This is a genomic window from Klebsiella sp. X13 (assembly GCF_003323835.1).
GTDB lineage: Bacteria > Pseudomonadota > Gammaproteobacteria > Enterobacterales > Enterobacteriaceae > Klebsiella > Klebsiella ornithinolytica.
In genome coordinates this window covers 3596713-3614501 of sequence record NZ_CP030874.1, presented here as the reverse complement: position 1 = coordinate 3614501, position 17789 = coordinate 3596713, and the positions used below count along the sequence as shown (strand labels likewise).

Genomic DNA, 17789 nt, shown 5'->3' with positions numbered 1-17789 from the left:
CATTTGGTGCACCGGGCGGTCGTGGCGCAATTAACATATTGCAGGCCCGCCGGAGCGGGCCTTGTTGCAGAGGTGCAGGGTGAAAATTGCTATATTATCCCGGGATGGAACGCTTTATTCATGTCGTCGCCTGCGCGAAGCCGCGCAAAAACGCGGCCACCAGGTGGAAATCCTCGATCCACTTTCCTGCTATATGAACGTGAGTCCGGTGGCCTCATCGATTCACTATAAAGGACGTCAGCTCCCGCATTTCGATGCCGTGATCCCGCGCATTGGTTCGGCGATTACCTATTACGGGACCGCTGCCCTTCGTCAGTTTGAACTGCTCGGCAGCTATCCGCTCAATGAATCGGTGGCGATAACCCGCGCCCGCGACAAGCTGCGCTCGCTGCAGCTGCTGGCGCGGCAGGGCATCGATCTGCCGCTGACCGGGATCGCGCACTCTCCGGATGATACCAGCGACCTGATTGCCATGGTCGGCGGCGCGCCGCTGGTGGTCAAACTGGTGGAAGGGACGCAGGGCATCGGGGTGGTGCTGGCGGAGACCCGCCAGGCGGCAGAGAGCGTGATCGACGCTTTCCGCGGCCTGAATGCGCATATTCTGGTTCAGGAGTATATCGCCGAGGCGAAAGGGCGGGATGTCCGCTGCCTGGTCGTGGGTAATGAAGTGGTGGCGGCGATCGAGCGGCGGGCGAAAGAGGGCGATTTCCGCTCTAACCTGCACCGCGGCGGTGTGGCGACGGTGGCCACGATCAGCGATCAGGAACGTGAGATGGCCATCAGGGCGGCGCAAACCCTGGGGCTGGATGTCGCCGGGGTGGATATCCTTCGCGCGACCCGTGGGCCGCTGGTCATGGAAGTGAACGCCTCTCCGGGTCTGGAGGGCATTGAAACGACCACCGGAATTGATATTGCCGGGCGCATGATCGCCTGGATTGAGCGTCAGGCCACGCCAGAATTTTGTCTGAAAATGGGCGGATAACCGGCGCGGGCGACACTTTCATGGTATGCGCTGCGTTTTTTGCGTAAGCTATGGCGTCGTTTTTCTACAGTAAGAGGTCACAGGTCATATGGATTCACTGGTCGTTCCGGGTCTGGATACGCTACGTCACTGGCTCGATGAGTTAGGCATCAACTTCTTTGAGTGTGATTCCTGCCAGGCCTTGCATCTGCCGCATATGCAGAATTTCGACGGCATTTTTGATGCGAAGCTCGATCTGGTGGATAACGTCGTGCTCTTTTCTGCTCTGGCAGAAGTGAAGCCTTCGGCGCTGCTCGGGCTTTCCGCAGATCTTTCGGCAATTAACGCCAGTTCGTTGACCGTCAAAGCCTTCCTCGATATTCAGGATGACAATCTGCCTAAACTGGTGGTGTGTCAGGCGCTATCCGTTGGCGTCGGCATTACCGTCGAACAGTTTGGCTGGTTCTTCCGTCAGAGCGAAGAGCAGATCTCTATGGTTATCCTCGAAGCAGCCGCCAACCAGGTGCTCTATAAAGCCGAAGAAGAAGAGTACGTCGCTGAAGATATTCAGCACCATTTTCTTCACTAAGCCTGTCGATGAATAGCGCAGCCACTGCCATAGCGGCTGCGTATTACGTGCTTTTATTCTGCATTTAACCTTCCCTTAAAGAATTTTTCACCGCCATTCAGCCGCTTTTGGCTTATCACGTAGACCGTTACTGCATAAAAAATTGATAAAAGGCGTTATTTTACCTGGGCTATAGCCTCTTATTCTGGCTACAGTTATTCTGACGATGCTTCCAGTTGCGGGCAACCATTCCGGGAGAGGTCCTCTCTCCTTTTCTTAGGCAATGAGAAAATATGCATGATTATTGCATGCAGACAAGTGCGTATATTAAGCCCGCTTGTTAACGGGCATTGAGAAGGAAAAAGAGATATGACCGCCTTTGGTAAAAAATGGTTAACAGGTCTGGTTACGGGTGCGTTGATGGCCGTCTCTGCCGGTTCACTCGCCGCTGAACAAAAAACCCTGCATGTTTATAACTGGTCTGATTATATTGCGCCGGATACGGTGGCAAATTTTGAAAAAGAGACCGGCATTAAAGTGGTGTACGATGTTTTTGATTCCAACGAAGTGCTGGAAGGCAAATTAATGGCGGGCAGCACTGGCTTTGACCTGGTGGTCCCGTCCGCCAGCTTCCTTGAACGTCAGCTGGCGGCAGGTGTCTTCCAGCCGCTGGACAAGAGCAAGCTGCCAAACTGGAAGAATCTTGACCCGGAAGTCCTCAAGCTGGTCGCCAAACACGACCCGGATAACAAGTACGCGATGCCGTATCTGTGGGCGACCACCGGCATTGGCTATAACGTCGATAAAGTGAAAGCCGTACTCGGTAAAGATGCGCCGCTGAATAGCTGGGATCTGGTACTTAAGCCGGAGAACCTTGAAAAACTGAAAAGCTGCGGCGTCTCCTTCCTCGATGCACCGGAAGAGATTTTTGCCACCGTCCTGAACTATCTGGGCAAAGATCCGAACAGCACAAAAGCCGATGATTACACCGGTCCGGCGACCGACCTGCTGCTGAAACTGCGGCCGAATATCCGCTACTTCCACTCCTCGCAATATATTAACGACCTTGCTAACGGCGATATCTGCGTCGCCATCGGCTGGGCTGGCGACGTCTGGCAGGCGGCGAACCGGGCAAAAGAAGCCAAGAACGGTGTGAACGTCTCCTACTTCATTCCAAAAGAGGGGGCGCTGGCGTTCTTTGATGTCTTCGCGATGCCGGCGGATGCGAAAAACAAAGATGAGGCTTATCAGTTCCTTAACTATCTGATGCGCCCGGAAGTGATCGCCAAAATCAGCGATCAGGTGTACTACGCTAACGGCAACAAAGCCTCCACGCCGCTGGTGAGCGAAACCATCCGTAATAACCCGGCTATCTACCCGCCGGCCGATGTGTTCGCCAAACTGTTCACCCTGAAGGTGCAGGATCCGAAAATCGACCGCGTACGCACGCGTGCGTGGACGAAAGTCAAAAGCGGGAAATAAAACCTGATGGCCCGGTTCACCGGGCCTGAAAAGGTCTGACCCGGCCGGGTGGTTGCTCCACGCGGCCGGGCAACAAACGGATTAAAGTGCAGCGAAAACATGCACCAGGATGGTGCACCTGCACTGTAAAGTTCAATGTATGGCAACCGGGCCATACGGTGGTAGTTTTTTGCCGGAGAGCACCTGAGTGAACGACGCAATTCCCCGCCCACAAGCGAAAACCCCCAAAGCGCTGACCCCGCTGCTGGAAATCCGTAATCTGACGAAGTCTTTCGACGGGCAGCACGCCGTCGATGACGTCAACCTCACGATTTATAAAGGTGAAATCTTCGCACTGCTGGGCGCATCCGGCTGCGGCAAATCGACGCTGCTGCGTATGCTGGCCGGCTTTGAGGAGCCGACGGCCGGGCAAATTATGCTCGATGGCGTTGACCTGTCGCGCGTACCGCCCTATCAGCGGCCGATCAATATGATGTTCCAGTCCTACGCGCTGTTCCCCCATATGACGGTGGAGCAGAACATTGCCTTTGGGCTGAAGCAGGACAAGCTGCCGAAAGCCGAAATCGCCAGCCGGGTGCAGGAGATGCTGGCGCTGGTGCATATGCAGGAGTTCGCCAAACGTAAACCGCATCAGCTTTCCGGCGGTCAGCGTCAGCGCGTGGCGCTGGCCCGTAGCCTGGCGAAACGACCAAAACTGCTGCTGTTGGATGAGCCGATGGGCGCGCTGGATAAAAAGCTCCGTGACCGCATGCAGCTGGAAGTGGTGGATATCCTCGAACGCGTGGGGGCCACCTGCGTCATGGTGACCCACGATCAGGAAGAGGCGATGACCATGGCGGGACGTATCGCCATTATGAACCGCGGGAAGTTCGTGCAAATCGGCGAGCCGGAGGAGATCTACGAGCATCCGACAACCCGCTACAGTGCGGAATTTATCGGCTCGGTCAACGTGTTTGAAGGGGTGGTAAAAGATCGTCTGGAAGATGGTCTGGTGCTGAGCTCGCCGGGGCTGACGCACCCGCTGAAAGTCGATCCTGATGCGTCCGTTATCGATAATGTGCCGGTGTGGGTCGCTCTGCGCCCGGAAAAAATCATGCTCTGCGATGAGCCGCCGGCGGATGGCTACAACTTTGCGGTAGGAGAGGTGATCTATATCGCCTATCTCGGCGATCTGTCTATCTACCACGTACGCCTCAAAAGCGGGCAGATGATCAGCGCCCAGCTGCAGAACGAACATCGTCATCGTAAAGGTACGCCAACCTGGGGTGATGAAGTGCGTTTGTGCTGGGATGCCGACAGCTGCGTTGTTCTGACGGTGTAAGGAGAGGGCGATGAGTGTATTACAACCACCGGCCGGGGTGAAGAAAACGGGCGGTTTTGCCCAATGGCTCACGCGGTTGCAGATGGCGCATGGGCGCAAGCTGGTGATTGCGCTGCCCTATCTGTGGCTGATCCTGCTGTTTCTGCTGCCGTTCCTGATCGTCTTTAAAATCAGCCTGGCGGAGATGGCGAGGGCGATCCCGCCCTACACCGATCTGTGGGAGTGGGCGGACGGCCAGCTCACGCTGACGCTGAACCTCGGCAACTTCCTGCAGCTGACCGACGATCCGCTCTATTTCGAAGCCTATCTGCAGTCGCTGCAGGTGGCGGGGATTTCGACGTTCTGCTGCCTGCTGCTGGGCTATCCGCTGGCATGGGCGGTGGCGCACAGCAAACCGTCCACGCGAAATATTCTGCTGCTGCTGGTGATCCTGCCATCGTGGACCTCATTCCTGATCCGCGTTTATGCGTGGATGGGGCTGCTGAAAAGCAACGGCGTGTTGAATAACTTCCTGCTGTGGCTGGGGGTCATCGACCAGCCGCTGGAGATCCTGCATACCAACCTGGCGGTCTATATCGGCATTGTTTACGCCTATCTGCCGTTTATGGTGCTGCCCATTTATACTGCGCTGACGCGGATCGACTACTCGCTGGTGGAAGCGTCGCTGGATCTGGGCGCCCGGCCGCTGAAAACCTTCTTCCAGGTGATCGTCCCGTTGACCAAAGGCGGGATTATCGCCGGTTCGATGCTGGTTTTTATCCCGGCGGTTGGGGAGTTCGTGATCCCGGAACTGCTGGGCGGTCCGGACAGTATTATGATCGGGCGGGTCCTGTGGCAGGAGTTCTTTAATAACCGCGACTGGCCGGTCGCCTCGGCGGTGGCCATCGTGATGCTGCTCCTGCTGATCGTGCCGATTATGTGGTTCCACAAACATCAGCAAAAACAGATGGGGGATCATGGATGAACGATTTGCCGGTAGTCCGTTCGCCGTGGCGAATTTTAATCCTCGTACTCGGCTTTACCTTTTTATATGCACCGATGCTAATGCTGGTGATTTACTCATTCAACAGCTCGAAGCTGGTGACGGTGTGGGCGGGGTGGTCGACGCGCTGGTACAGCGAATTGTTCCATGATGATGCGATGATGAGCGCCGTCGGGCTGAGTCTGACCATCGCGACCTGTGCGGCGACGGCGGCGGCGATTCTGGGGACGATTGCCGCGGTCGTGATGGTGCGCTTTGGTCGCTTTCGGGGATCAAACGGCTTTGCCTTTATGATTACGGCGCCGCTGGTGATGCCGGATGTCATTACCGGGCTGTCGCTGCTGCTGCTGTTTGTGGCGCTCGGGCATGCCATCGGCTGGCCGTCGGATCGCGGCATGTTGACCATCTGGCTGGCGCACGTGACCTTCTGTACCGCCTACGTGGCGGTGGTGATCTCGTCGCGGCTGCGTGAACTGGACCACTCGATTGAGGAGGCGGCGATGGATTTAGGCGCACCGCCGCTGAAGGTCTTTTTCATCATTACGCTGCCGATGATCATGCCGGCGGTTATCTCCGGCTGGCTGCTGGCGTTTACCTTATCGCTGGACGATCTGGTCATCGCCAGCTTTGTTTCCGGCCCGGGCGCCACCACCTTGCCGATGCTGGTCTTCTCCAGCGTGCGTATGGGGGTGAACCCGGAAATCAACGCCCTGGCAACCTTAATCCTCGGCGTAGTCGGCATTGTTGGTTTTATCGCCTGGTATTTGATGGCGCGCGCAGAAAAGCAGCGGGTGCGCGATATCCAGCGTGCAAGACGGAGCTGAAGCCCCTAAAATCTACGGTAAAACTGGTATCGGCGTCGCGATAGTGCGACGCCGTTTTCATGGAAGACGTTTCCGTTGGGACTGTTTACAAAAACTCGTTCATCTCATGCGCGTCTTAACGTCCCTGCACTGGTGCAGGTGGCGGCGTTCGCCATTATTTTGATTCGTGCCGTGGATCTGCTGATGATCCTGAATCAGCTGGGTATCGGTGGGATAGAGGCGTTTATTCAGCGTAGCGTGCAGACATGGACCTTGACGCTGGTGTTTCTCTCCAGCCTGTTGCTGGTCTTTATTGAGATCTGGTGCGCATTTTCACTGGTAAAAGGGCGTAATCTGGCGCGCTGGATCTTTCTCCTGACGCAAATTACCGTCACCGCTTATCTCTGGGCGGCCTCGCTGGGGTACGGCTACCCGGAGCTGTTCAGTATTGCCGGCGAGTCAAAACGTGAAATTCTGCGTTCTCTGGTGATGCAAAAACTGCCCGATTTGCTGGTGCTGGCGCTGCTGTTTGTTCCGGCGTCGTGTCGACGGTTTTTCCGACTGCAATAACGGTGATACAATCCCCGCCCCTGATTTCTGGAAGGTCTTTTTATGCACTGCGCACTCTATGACGCGGGCCGCTGTCGCTCCTGTCAGTGGCTGGAACGGCCGTTAACACAACAGCTCGCCAGTAAAATGGCCGATCTCAGAACGCTGTTGGCGGACAGCCCGGTGGCGACATGGTTTGAGCCGGTTTCCGGCCCGGAAGCCGGTTTTCGCAACAAAGCTAAAATGGTGGTCAGCGGCAGCGTTGAACGTCCGCTGCTGGGGATGCTGCACCGCGATGGCAGCCCGGAAGACCTGACCGACTGTCCGCTCTATCCGGCCAGTTTTGCAGCGGTATTTGCCGTGCTGAAACCGTTTATCGCCCGCGCCGGATTAACGCCCTATAACGTTGCCCGCAGGCGCGGCGAGCTGAAGTATCTGCTGTTAACGGAAAGCCAGCTGGATGGCGGCATGATGCTGCGTTTTGTGCTGCGTTCCCCGACGAAACTTGCGCAGCTCCGCGCCGCGCTGCCGTGGCTGCAGGCGCAGCTGCCGCAGTTGAAGGTGATTACCGCCAATATTCAGCCGGTGCATATGGCCATTATGGAAGGCGAAGAGGAGATTCTCCTCAGCGAGCAGGCGGCGCTGGCGGAAAACTTTAACGGCGTACCGCTGTGGATCCGCCCGCAGAGCTTCTTTCAAACGAATCCTGCCGTTGCCAGCCAGCTGTATGCGACCGCCCGCGATTGGGTACGCCAGCTGCCGGTCAATCATATGTGGGACCTGTTCTGCGGAGTGGGGGGCTTTGGCCTGCACTGCGCCACGCCGGAAATGCGCCTGACCGGGATTGAGATTGCGCCGGAGGCGATCGCCAGCGCGAAGCAGTCTGCCGCCGAACTGGGCCTGACCAACCTTCATTTTCAGGCGCTGGACTCGACGCAGTTTGCCACCGCTGAGGGCGAGATTCCTGACCTGGTGCTGGTCAACCCGCCGCGCCGCGGGATCGGCCGCGAGCTGTGCGACTATTTATGCCGTATGGCGCCGCCCTTTATTATCTACTCCAGCTGTAACGCGCAGACGATGGCGAAAGATATCGCGCGGCTGCCGGGCTATCGGGTTGAGCGGGTGCAGCTGTTTGATATGTTCCCCCACACCGCCCACTACGAAGTGCTGACGCTGCTGGTTCGCGAAGTTTAAACAAAATGTGAACTCTTCTGCCGGCGTAAATCGGGTAAGCTTGGCTAATAACGGCGTGAAATGAGCGGAGCACTACCCATGGCAAAGAAAATCCTGTTGGTCGAAGATGACGACGATATTGCCGCGTTGCTGCGTTTAAATCTGCAGGATGAGGGATATCAGATTGTGCATGAAGCGGACGGCGCCCAGGCGCTGGTGCAGCTGGAAAAGGGCGGCTGGGATGCGGCGATTCTTGACCTGATGCTGCCTAACGTCGATGGGCTGGAGATTTGCCGGCGCATTCGCCAGATGACCCGCTATCTGCCGGTGATTATTATCAGCGCCCGTTCCAGCGAGACGCACCGCGTGCTGGGACTGGAGATGGGGGCGGACGACTACCTGGCCAAACCGTTTTCGGTTATTGAACTGGTTGCGCGAGTCAAAGCGCTGTTTCGTCGCCAGGAGGCGATGGGGCTTAATTTGCTGATGGATTCCGGGCGTATCGATTGCCACGGCCTGAGCATCGACCCGCTTTCGCGCGAAATCAGACTGCACGGTGAGCCGGTGGATTTAACGCCGCGCGAATTTGATCTGCTGTACTACTTTGCCCGCCATCCCGGCGAGGTCTTTTCTCGTCTGGCTCTGCTTGACCGCGTCTGGGGCTACCAGCATGAAGGCTATGAGCATACGGTCAATACGCATATCAACCGTCTGCGCAGTAAAATCGAACGCGACCCGGCGGAGCCGGAAATCATTCTGACGGTCTGGGGCAAGGGCTATAAATTCGCGCCTGCGCGTCAAGGAGCGGGGCAATGATGCGCCGGTTAAGCCTGAGCCAGCGCCTGGCGCTGGTGTTTACTTCGCTGCTGCTGCTTTGCGCGGCGGCGGTCTGTGCGGTTCAGCTGTACAGCAGCGCGCAATACGGTAATGCGATGGTCCAACGTCTTTCGGTCGGGCTGGCGCAGCAGATTGTTGCCCGTGAACCGCTGCTCGATGCGCAGGGCCAGGTCAATCGCGAGGCGCTGAAACCGCTTTTCGATCGGCTGATGGTCTTCAACCCCAGCGTCGAACTCTATCTGGTCTCTCCTGACGGCGAGCTGCTGGCCGATGCTGCGCCGCCGGGCCATATCAAACGCCAGCGCGTTGACATCGTGCCGATACAGATGTTTCTCTCCGGCGGCACCTGGCCGGTGTACGGTGACGATCCGCGTAGCCAGGATCAGCGCAAGGTCTTCAGCGTGGCGCCGTTGAATGTCGACGGCCAGCTGCGCGGCTATCTCTATATTATCCTGCAAGGGGAAACCTTTAATGAGCTGGCGGCCAGCGCCTGGCAGAAGACGCTGGGTAGTCTGCTGATCTGGACGCTGCTGCTGGTGGCCCTGTTTGGTCTGCTCGCCGGCGGCCTTGCCTGGTATTGGGTGACGCGCCCGGTACGTCAGCTGACCGCACAGGTGGGGATCCCCGGAGAAGACAGCATCGGGGCGATTAAACTGCTGGCGGCGCAAGCGCCGGAGCCGCATCCCGGTAATGAAGTGGCGATCCTGCATAACCGGTTTATCGACCTGGCCCGGCAGATCGCCGGACAGTGGGATCGACTGGCCGACAGCGATCGTCAGCGGCGTGAATTTATCGCCAATATTTCTCACGATCTGCGGACTCCGCTGACTTCGCTGCTGGGTTATCTGGAGACGCTGACGTTGAAAGCCGATCGGCTGAGCGCGGAAGAGAGCAAGCGCTACCTCAATATTGCGCTGCGCCAGGGGAATAAAGTCCGCTCTCTTTCTCAGCAGCTGTTTGAGCTGGCGCGCCTCGAACATGGCGGGATCAAGCTGCAGCCGGAGAAATTTGTGCTGGCGGAGCTGGTCCAGGACGTGGCGCAGAAGTTCGATCTGGCGATTGCCACCCGCCACATCCGATTACAGCTCTCGCTGGCCGGGGGATTGCCGCCGGTGGTGGCGGATTTATCGATGATGGAGCGGGTGTTGACCAATTTACTGGATAACGCGATTCGCCACACGCCGGATGGCGGCAGTATCAGCCTGACGGCCCGTCAGCAGGGGGCGGAGATGGTGGTTGAGGTAGCCGATAGCGGTCCCGGAGTTGCCGGCGAGCTGCGGGCGACATTGTTTGAACGGCCTTCAGTGCTTGAACCCGGTCAGAGCCCGGAATCACGGGGCGGGTTGGGGCTGATGATTGTGCGGCGAATGCTGCAGCTGCACGGCGGTGATATTCACCTGGTCGATGTGCCGGCAGGGGCCAGCTTCCGCTTTACCCTGCCGTTGCGTTCGTAGCGATAGTTCCCCGGTCAGGCTGTGCTGGCCGGGAAGCCGCCCGGGCAAGGTATTTCCGCACCGCGGGTCAGCAGAAAATTATTCCGGGAACCACTGGTTGCTGATTTTCTGATACGTGCCGTCCGCTTTAATCGCCTTCAGCGCACCATTGAGTTTTTCCAGCAGCGCCTTGTTGTCCGGACGTACTGCGATACCGAGGCCGGTGCCGAAGTATTGCGGATCGGTCGCTTTCGGAGTGGCGACGCCCAGCTGCGGGTTGGTTTTCAGCCACTCATTCACCACGGCGGTATCGCCAAACACCCCGTCAATACGGCCGTTTTTCAGGTCGATAATCGCATTCTGATAGCTGTCATAGGCGACAGTTTTCACTTCCGGATGTTTATCCTGCAGGTATTTCTGGTGGGTGGTGCCGTTTTCCATGCCAATACGTTTGCCTTTTAGGTCGGCAAAGGAGTGGAAGGCGTCTTTTTTAGCAATAACTAGCGCCGAGTTGGCGTAGTACGGATCGGTAAATGCGACCTGCTTGCTGCGCTCCGGGGTAATGTCCATACCGGAGATCACCGCGTCATATTTTTTAAATTTCAGTGCCGGGATCAGGCTATCGAAAGCGTGGTTGGTAAAGGTACAGTCAGCCTGCATCTGTTTGCACAGCGCTTTTGCCAGATCCAGATCGAAACCGACGATCTGATTGTTCGCATCCATGGATTCAAAAGGGGGGTAGGTTGCAGAAACGCCGAAGCTGATTTTTTCTGCGGCAGCGGCGCCAAAGGCGAAAGAGGAAAGCAGTGCAGCCAGAACTAACTTTTTCATCGTGGAACTCCCGTCGGTCAATCTTATGATGTTGTGCCGTGTCTGCGGCTGATTTTCACAATGCCACTAAATGAATTTGTATTCAATAATTACGTATAATTATTTTTTGTGGAAATAAAAAAGACGGGCATTCTATAGACATGCCCGTCTTTATGTTTGCTACTTATGCATTCATCTCATGCAACTCACTCGTGATGTGAGCTGCTGCGTCGGTCAACGCTAATTCCGTCGTTCAAACGCCAGCGCTTTACGCTCCACTAACCGCATCAGCAGCGTCAGCAGACCGTTGACGATGAGATAGACAATACCGGCCGCCCCAAACACCATAACGTCATAGGTACGTCCGTACAGCAGCTGGCCGTGCCCCATGACTTCCATCAACGTAATGGTGTAAGCCAGGGAGGTGCTTTTGAACACCAGCACAACCTCGTTGGAATACGAAGAGAGGGCGCGTTTAAAGGCGTACGGCAGCAGAATCGCCAGCGTGTCTTTCTTGCTCATTCCCAGCGCGCTGCAGGATTGCCACTGGCCGTCAGGGATGGCGCGGATCGCACCATAAAACAGCTGGGTGGTGTAAGCTGCGCTGTTCAGGGACAGGGCTATCATGGCGCACAGCCAGGGTTCAGAAATCAGATGCCACAGTACCGGGTAGTTCTGCAAAGAGGGGAACTGACCCGGGCCATAGTAAATCAGGAAGATCTGTACCAGCAGCGGCGTACCGGTAAATAAGGTGATGTAAGCGCGAACAATCCACACCAGTACCGGCGTTTTCAGCGTCAGGACGATGGTGAAAACCAGCGACAGAATCAGCGCCACGACGATCGACGCCGCGGTCAGCGTCAGGCTGGTATGCAGCCCTTTCAGCAGTTCAGGTAAATAATCGAGCATCAGCCTGGTCTCCGTTCGAAGCGCGTCGCACGTTGGTCAATACGTTTGAGGATGTACTGACTGAGCAGGGTGATGACCAGATAGATCGCCGCCGCGATGATGTACCAGTTAAACGGTTCCTGAGTGCGGGTGGCGATGCTCTTGGTTTGCAGCATCAGATCGTTGACGCTGATTAAACTGACCAGCGCGGTATCTTTCAGCAGAACCAGCCACTGGTTGCCGAGGCCCGGCAGCGCATGACGCCACATTTGCGGCATCACCAGACGGAAGAAGATCGCCCCTTTCGATAGCCCCAGCGCCTGGCCGGACTCCCACTGCCCCTGAGGTACCGCCTTGAGCGCCCCGCGCAGAGTTTGCGAGGCGTAAGCGGCGTAGAGCAGGGACAGCGCGATGGCGCCGCAGAGGAACGGACTGACGTCGAAGTTTTCAATCTGCATCTGTACCGGAATCTGCACAAAGCCAAGATTGATCGTAAAACCGTCAGAGAGCGTAAGCAGCAGCTGAGAGGAGCCGAAATAGATAAACAGGACCACCAGAATCTCCGGTAGTCCACGCAGAACCGTGACCACGCCGGTTGCGAACCATGCCAGCGGGCGCCATTTTACTGACTCCAGCACGGCAAACAGCATCGCCAGCACAAGGCCGATGATGAGCGCGCAAACGGCAAGGCCGACGGTCATCCCGGCGGCACTTGCTAAGGGAAAAATTTCATTCATTTAGCGTTACTTCTGAAACCATTTGCTATAGATGGTCTGGTAAGTCCCATCTTTTTTCACTTTTTCCAGCGCAGCATTAAATTTCTGCTGCAGTTCGGTATTGCCCTGACGAAGCGCAATGCCCAGACCGGTACCGAAGTAGTCTTTATCGGTGACTTTATCGCCCACCGCGGCCAGCTTCGGATTGCTCTTCAGCCACTCGGTGACGACGGCATTATCACCAAACACGGCATCAATACGGCCGTTTTGCAGATCCAGCTTCGCATTCTGGTAGCTGTCGTATGGCACGGTGGTGATTTCAGGGTGTTTGTCGTTAATAAATTTCTGGTGCGTGGTCCCGTTCTGGACGCCGACCTTTTTGCCTTTCAGCTGTTCGAGGCTGGTGAATTTACCCTGCTGGCCGACAAACAGCGCCGAGTTTTCGTAGTAAGGCGTCGTGAACAGCACCTGTTTTTCACGCTCAGGCGTGATATCCATCCCGGCCATCACCGCATCGACGCGGCGGAATTTGAGGCTGGGGATCAGGCTGTCGAAGGCCTGGTTGGTAAAGGTGCAGGTAGCATCAATTTCTTTACACAGCGCGTTGGCCAGATCGACATCAAAACCGACAATTTTATTGTTGGCATCAATCGATTCAAACGGAGGGTAGGAGGCCTCAGTGGCGAAACGAATGGTCTGGGCGGCAGTAGCTGACAGGCTCATGCTGGCCAGGATCGCGGCAATCAGTACTTTTTTCATCGTCATTTCCCCGAAAACATCAATGTGAAAGATAGTTTTTAAACGCGTCGGTCTGCGGATGCGTAAAGCAGCTGGCATCCCCTTGTTCAATGATGTGACCATTTTCCATATACACTACGCGGCTTGCCGTTTTACGCGCCACTTCCACTTCGTGGGTGACGATAACCTGCGTAATGCCGGTGCCGGCCAGTTCGCGGATAATGCTGACGATCTGAGCGGTGATTTCCGGATCGAGTGCTGCGGTAGGTTCATCAAACAGCAGGACCTGAGGTTCCATCATCAGCGCCCGCGCAATGGCGACGCGCTGCTGCTGGCCCCCGGAAAGATGCAGCGGATAGCGATCGCTGTAGGGCTTGAGACGAAGACGTTCCAGCAGTTTTTCGGCGCGAGCGAGCGCCATGTCTTTACTTAACCCCAGCACGCGGCAGGGGGCTTCAATCAGGTTTTGCTGCACCGTCAGGTGCGGCCACAGATTATACTGTTGGAAAACCATACCCACGTTCTGGCGCAGCTCACGAATGGCTTTGTCAGAAGGTGCTTTGGTAAAGTCGAAGTGGTTACCGGCGATATGTAATGTCCCGGAACGCGGCATTTCCAGCAGGTTGAGTACGCGAAGCAGCGAGCTTTTCCCGGCGCCACTGGGGCCGAGCAGCACCAGCGTTTCCCCCTGCGGGCAATCCAGCGTGATGTCGAACAGCGCCTGATGCGCGCCGTAGAAGCAGTTAATGCCGTTTAGTTTAATACTCATCTGGGCTGTCTGATACGAATAGCTATTGAGGCCGCAAATACTACCTTTGACAGAATAGTTATGCAATATTTATGCGTTAAAAGTTAAATGTAAACCACATTTACCTCTAAACTTAGCACAAAATATGGGTTCGCGGGGTGGGGAGGCACAAATGTCGGCATAACCTGGAGAAATACCGACATTTTACCGGGGTTATCGTTTAAGTGGCGTGGGTTCCACGCCCTTATCCGCGTTTTTCAAGACTCTGTTGCAGGGAACCGGCCGGGGCATGGGAGTTAATGCCAAGATAACGCACGTCGTCGACGGCCCAGCACTGACCTTCCTGAATCATCAGCACTTCATCCTGCCAGCTTTGACTGCCCTGTTTTAAATCGACGCGCAGAGGAATATTGCGGGCATCGCGGTTTGGGATAGTTGAGGCGCTGGCTACGCTGGCGCTATCGGCCGGGGTCGTCGAGCTGGAGAAGAGGTTCGATTGCAGCAGCGAGCTGCGCGAGGGATCCTGGCGGGCATCGTTTAACAGCCTGGCCAGATCGTCGCTGAGATAAGGTCGCAGGGCCGCCAGGTCGTTGTTCCGATGCTGGATCTGATAATCGTAGAATTTCTGTGCTACCTCATCCGGCCCACCTTCGATGCAGGCCCCGCTGCGGGTGCCATTATCTTTATAGGCGGGCGTGACGGTGGTACAGGCACTCAGCGCGAGCGCGCACGGGATAATAAAAGCAACGAGTTTGTAGCGCATGATGATTTCCTTATAAGCTCACTACGTTATTAGTTTCTGTTCAAGCATAGCGTACTGGTTCCGGAATGCGCTTGACTCTTAGAGCTCAGGCAATACATTTTTTCCCCACGGTCTATTTGTGCCCATGCGTTGTCCGCGATAATGCTATTTCTTATCATCGATGGCACGCTATTTATTCTCGCCAATACAATCTGTTTTTTACGTAAAAGTAAATTTACATATCTGGTTAAATGCTAAATAAGCAGTAGGGATAGTGTTTATATTTAGATTAAAAGAGGCTGTCAGCACAACGGGATTATTCGTGTTAAATAACTTTATAGCAAATGTTAAGGCCCGATTATGGGCGAAGTTTTTACCTCGCTTTGTGGCAAAAAACGACCGGCTGGGGGAACCGTATGACTATTATGCGGTACATTTTGCCGATGCCGGCAGGCAGCGCTATCGGCTGATTGGATTCAATGGTTGCGACGTCCACGTTGAGCGTTTAGCCCTGTCGGCATCTGATGATGTGCAAACGGAAAAGTTACCCGTTTCCCGTATTCTCGGGATGGGAAGCGAAATTGTTCACTATAAAAAATATGGCAAGATTATATCGGTATCTATATTTTATTACGCCATTAACTATTACCTGCATATCGTCGATAGCAAAATTTTTCTTTTCAAAGGGAAGGGGGCTGTTGTTTCCACATTCTTCCGGGAGCGTGAACTCAAAAGTCAGGAACGTATATTTTTATTGCGTTTAATCGTGAATGAGTTCGTGAGGCGGCGCCCGTCAGACCCCGCGGCAGGTCTCACTGTGGATGAGGTGATTGAACTTCTTTACGGCAGGCTGTGGTATAAACATATCCGCAATGAGTCATTCCAATATAAAGTCACGCTGCTGATGGAATCGCTTGCCCTTTCAGGTGAGCTGGCCGAAGAGCGTGGCCGCTATATTGTGCAGGGCAAGGCGATTACCACGCTGGTCGAGTATGAAAAAGAACAGCGCACGCCCGGCAGCAGGAAAAAATTCAGCGAAATATGGTCCGCCTGATGCTGATTATTACCGCCGCGACGGTATTGATTACCCTGGCATTACTCGGGCTGGCTGGCGTTATCGATTTACATAAAATATGGCAGGATATTTTGCAGATTAAGCCGGTACGTTTCTTATTCAAGCTGATTTAACGACCGGAGAATATCGCCCGATGCGCAGTTGCCGCGGGCGATATTTTGCGTCAGAACCGGTAGCTGTAGTTCATGCTGGCAAACCACAGGTAGGGATGATCGTAATCACCGGCGACAACAGCCGGTGTTTTCACCTGCCCGGACTGCATATGCAAACAGGAGACCGCGATGCCAATATTGCTGGCTGGCGTTATCTGATATTGCGCGCCGGCGGCAAAGCGCCACTCGTCGCCTGTCGGCATCGACAGAGCAATATCGCTTTGTGAATCATAAACCGTACTGTCGAAGCCCACCCCGGCGTTCAGGCGCCACTGTTCGGTTGGGCGATACTGAACGCCAGACGCGGTGTGCCAGGCGTCTTTCAGGCGATTCTGTTTATCACTTTGCCGCCCTGCGACGGTCACTTGCGGGCTGCCAAACTGGCTCCAGTCCTGCCAGCCGAGGTCACCCATCACCGACCACTGCTTATTGATGTCATGCACAAGGCTAAACATAATTTGTTGAGGGGCGCGTACCTGTGCCGAAATGGGTAGGTTATAGGTGGTATTTTCCGGCCTCGAGAGGCGGGCTTTGCCATCGATTTTAAAGTCGTAGTCGGTCTTACTGTTCCAGGTGATGCCGGCGCGAGTTTGCTCGGTCAACTGCATCAGCAGCCCCAGTCGATAGCTCATCGCCCAATCGTTGTCTTTATCTTTTTGATCGCTGCCTTCGACGTCGCGCGTCAGGCTCAGATAGCCGTAATTCAGGTTGGCGGAGGCGCCGATTGAGAGGCGATCGTTAAGCTTGTATGCCAGGGACGGGCTCAGGGTCATGGCGACCATGGTGCTTTTCTTAATCAGACGATCTCCGGCCCAGTTGCCAAAATCGATGCCTGAGCCGTAATTACCGTATAAACCCAGGCCGGCATAGAGATCATCATCGATTTTTTGCGCATAGAAACCGCTGGCGCCAGGAAACAAATTCATCACGTTTCCCGGACTGCTTCGACCGTTTTCATCGTTTAACTGATAAGAGATATCGCCGCCCATGACCTGCATTCCCCCGGTAAACATGTGATCCGGCAGGCGGGTCATTCCCGCAGGGTTGGTGACGATAGTGGAGGCATCCTGCGCCCGCGCCGCCTGACCGGCTCCCGCCAGACCGACATCTTCCGTACCGATTTCATAAAAATAGAGCGCACTCGCGTGTGAAAAACTGGAACAGACCAACCCAGAGAGGATCAATACGACCTTTTTCATTTGCCACCTGCAATGCTGTAAATTTTAGTCTTGTTTTTATGCCCGATAAGTATCGCCAACCCGCCTGCGGCAGAATGAATTTCTGTTTTTAAATATCATTTCGCTGCATGGTGTCAGAAGAATTTCGCCGGGATTTAAAATATGTAGATCTGAATTTGAGTGTGCTGGCCGTGCGCGGGGCGCTATTTAATAATGATATGTAGGGGCTGTAAATATAAATGCTATCTAAAAATAAACCTTGTCATAAATACAAAAGGGGTAATATCGCCATTTGGCGATATTACCCCTTCAGAAAGAAAGATTAATTATTTTTTCTTATAAATATTGGCAGAAACATGAAGTTTCTTGTCGGTGTTGCCAGAAGACAGAACGACAACATCAGCACCTTTTTCTTCAGCTTTTTTCAGCAGCTCTGCACGCGCATCGCTAGGAGCGGTCTGGCCTGTAGAGGAAATGGTACCCACTTTTTGATACTGGGTCTGCACTTTTGCGAAATCTTCTTTGGACAAAATTTCCGCAGAGAATGCGTTTGCGGTTAAAAACAATGCTGCACCTGCCACTAAAGCTGCATATTTCATATTTTTAATCTCCATTGTTTAACTTGCTATCATC

The 17789-nt window shown here is 55.0% G+C and carries 20 protein-coding genes; 12 read left to right on the top strand and 8 right to left on the bottom strand.

Features of this window, described 5'->3' with window-relative positions:
- Positions 1–79: 79 nt before the first annotated feature.
- The 10 genes from rimK to DSD31_RS17110 all read left to right on the top strand — a co-directional run bounded on the left by rimK (position 80) and on the right by DSD31_RS17110 (position 10130).
- Positions 80–982 carry a 30S ribosomal protein S6--L-glutamate ligase gene (rimK, locus tag DSD31_RS17155; RefSeq protein ID WP_004859950.1) on the top strand — a complete coding sequence of 301 codons (903 nt, stop codon included), beginning with the start codon at positions 80–82 and terminating at the stop codon, positions 980–982.
- An 88-nt stretch (positions 983–1070) separates the two neighbouring features.
- Positions 1071–1550 carry a type III secretion system chaperone family protein gene (locus DSD31_RS17150; RefSeq protein ID WP_004859952.1) on the top strand — a complete coding sequence of 160 codons (480 nt, stop codon included), beginning with the start codon at positions 1071–1073 and terminating at the stop codon, positions 1548–1550.
- Positions 1551–1898: 348 nt separating this feature from the next.
- Positions 1899–3011 carry a spermidine/putrescine ABC transporter substrate-binding protein PotF gene (gene potF / locus DSD31_RS17145; RefSeq protein ID WP_004859954.1) on the top strand — a complete coding sequence of 371 codons (1113 nt, stop codon included), beginning with the start codon at positions 1899–1901 and terminating at the stop codon, positions 3009–3011.
- A 187-nt stretch (positions 3012–3198) separates the two neighbouring features.
- Entirely contained in the window at positions 3199–4332 is a 1134-nt protein-coding gene (potG, locus tag DSD31_RS17140) for a putrescine ABC transporter ATP-binding subunit PotG (protein ID WP_004859956.1), read from the top strand.
- Between the two features lie 10 nt (positions 4333–4342).
- Positions 4343–5296 carry a putrescine ABC transporter permease PotH gene (gene potH, locus DSD31_RS17135; RefSeq protein ID WP_004859957.1) on the top strand — a complete coding sequence of 318 codons (954 nt, stop codon included), beginning with the start codon at positions 4343–4345 and terminating at the stop codon, positions 5294–5296.
- The gene (gene potI, locus DSD31_RS17130) at positions 5293–6138 is read left to right on the top strand and encodes a putrescine ABC transporter permease PotI (protein WP_004859959.1); all 846 of its coding nucleotides are present in this window, start codon (positions 5293–5295) and stop codon (positions 6136–6138) included. The genes potH and potI overlap by 4 nt, the downstream gene beginning before the upstream one ends.
- Before the next feature lie 75 nt (positions 6139–6213).
- Complete coding sequence (locus DSD31_RS17125) at positions 6214–6687, top strand: YbjO family protein (protein WP_004859962.1); 474 nt, start codon at positions 6214–6216, stop codon at positions 6685–6687.
- A gap of 42 nt (positions 6688–6729) precedes the next feature.
- Complete coding sequence (gene rlmC / locus DSD31_RS17120) at positions 6730–7860, top strand: 23S rRNA (uracil(747)-C(5))-methyltransferase RlmC (RefSeq protein ID WP_048025046.1); 1131 nt, start codon at positions 6730–6732, stop codon at positions 7858–7860.
- A 78-nt stretch (positions 7861–7938) separates the two neighbouring features.
- The gene (locus DSD31_RS17115) at positions 7939–8655 is read left to right on the top strand and encodes a response regulator transcription factor (RefSeq protein ID WP_004859966.1); all 717 of its coding nucleotides are present in this window, start codon (positions 7939–7941) and stop codon (positions 8653–8655) included.
- Positions 8652–10130 (top strand): sensor histidine kinase, encoded by a 1479-nt coding sequence (locus DSD31_RS17110; protein WP_113991203.1) that lies wholly within the window; start codon positions 8652–8654, stop codon positions 10128–10130. Before DSD31_RS17115 ends, DSD31_RS17110 begins: the two co-directional genes overlap by 4 nt.
- 78 nt (positions 10131–10208) lie before the next feature.
- Here the strand turns inward: DSD31_RS17110 and artJ are convergent, their stop codons facing one another.
- The 6 genes from artJ to DSD31_RS17080 form a co-directional block, all read right to left on the bottom strand.
- Positions 10209–10940, bottom strand: a complete 732-nt coding sequence (gene artJ, locus DSD31_RS17105) for an arginine ABC transporter substrate-binding protein ArtJ (RefSeq protein ID WP_113991202.1) — start codon at positions 10938–10940, stop codon at positions 10209–10211.
- A gap of 219 nt (positions 10941–11159) precedes the next feature.
- Positions 11160–11828 (bottom strand): arginine ABC transporter permease ArtM, encoded by a 669-nt coding sequence (artM, locus tag DSD31_RS17100; RefSeq protein ID WP_004859971.1) that lies wholly within the window; start codon positions 11826–11828, stop codon positions 11160–11162.
- Positions 11828–12544, bottom strand: a complete 717-nt coding sequence (gene artQ, locus DSD31_RS17095) for an arginine ABC transporter permease ArtQ (protein ID WP_004859972.1) — start codon at positions 12542–12544, stop codon at positions 11828–11830. Before artQ ends, artM begins: the two co-directional genes overlap by 1 nt.
- A 6-nt stretch (positions 12545–12550) precedes the next feature.
- Positions 12551–13282, bottom strand: a complete 732-nt coding sequence (gene artI / locus DSD31_RS17090; protein ID WP_004859975.1) for an arginine ABC transporter substrate-binding protein ArtI — start codon at positions 13280–13282, stop codon at positions 12551–12553.
- A 19-nt stretch (positions 13283–13301) separates the two neighbouring features.
- A complete protein-coding gene (gene artP, locus DSD31_RS17085) occupies positions 13302–14030 on the bottom strand; it encodes an arginine ABC transporter ATP-binding protein ArtP (protein WP_004859977.1) in 729 nt (242 codons plus the stop codon).
- A gap of 223 nt (positions 14031–14253) precedes the next feature.
- The gene (locus tag DSD31_RS17080) at positions 14254–14772 is read right to left on the bottom strand and encodes a lipoprotein (protein ID WP_004859979.1); all 519 of its coding nucleotides are present in this window, start codon (positions 14770–14772) and stop codon (positions 14254–14256) included.
- 301 nt (positions 14773–15073) lie between these two features.
- Between DSD31_RS17080 and DSD31_RS17075 the strand changes: the two genes are divergently transcribed.
- Both DSD31_RS17075 and DSD31_RS26570 read left to right on the top strand, forming a co-directional pair.
- Positions 15074–15805 (top strand): hypothetical protein, encoded by a 732-nt coding sequence (locus tag DSD31_RS17075; protein WP_227538644.1) that lies wholly within the window; start codon positions 15074–15076, stop codon positions 15803–15805.
- Complete coding sequence (locus DSD31_RS26570) at positions 15805–15939, top strand: hypothetical protein (protein WP_255415984.1); 135 nt, start codon at positions 15805–15807, stop codon at positions 15937–15939. Before DSD31_RS17075 ends, DSD31_RS26570 begins: the two co-directional genes overlap by 1 nt.
- Positions 15940–15989: 50 nt before the next feature.
- On the opposite strand, the gene DSD31_RS17070 is transcribed toward DSD31_RS26570, so the two are convergent.
- Positions 15990–17177, bottom strand: a complete 1188-nt coding sequence (locus tag DSD31_RS17070) for an OmpP1/FadL family transporter (RefSeq protein WP_113991201.1) — start codon at positions 17175–17177, stop codon at positions 15990–15992.
- 305 nt (positions 17178–17482) lie between these two features.
- Positions 17483–17755: a DUF1471 family periplasmic protein YahO gene (gene yahO, locus DSD31_RS17065; protein WP_004859987.1), complete on the bottom strand. Its 273-nt coding sequence runs from the start codon at positions 17753–17755 to the stop codon at positions 17483–17485.
- Between the last annotated feature and the right edge of the window lie 34 nt (positions 17756–17789).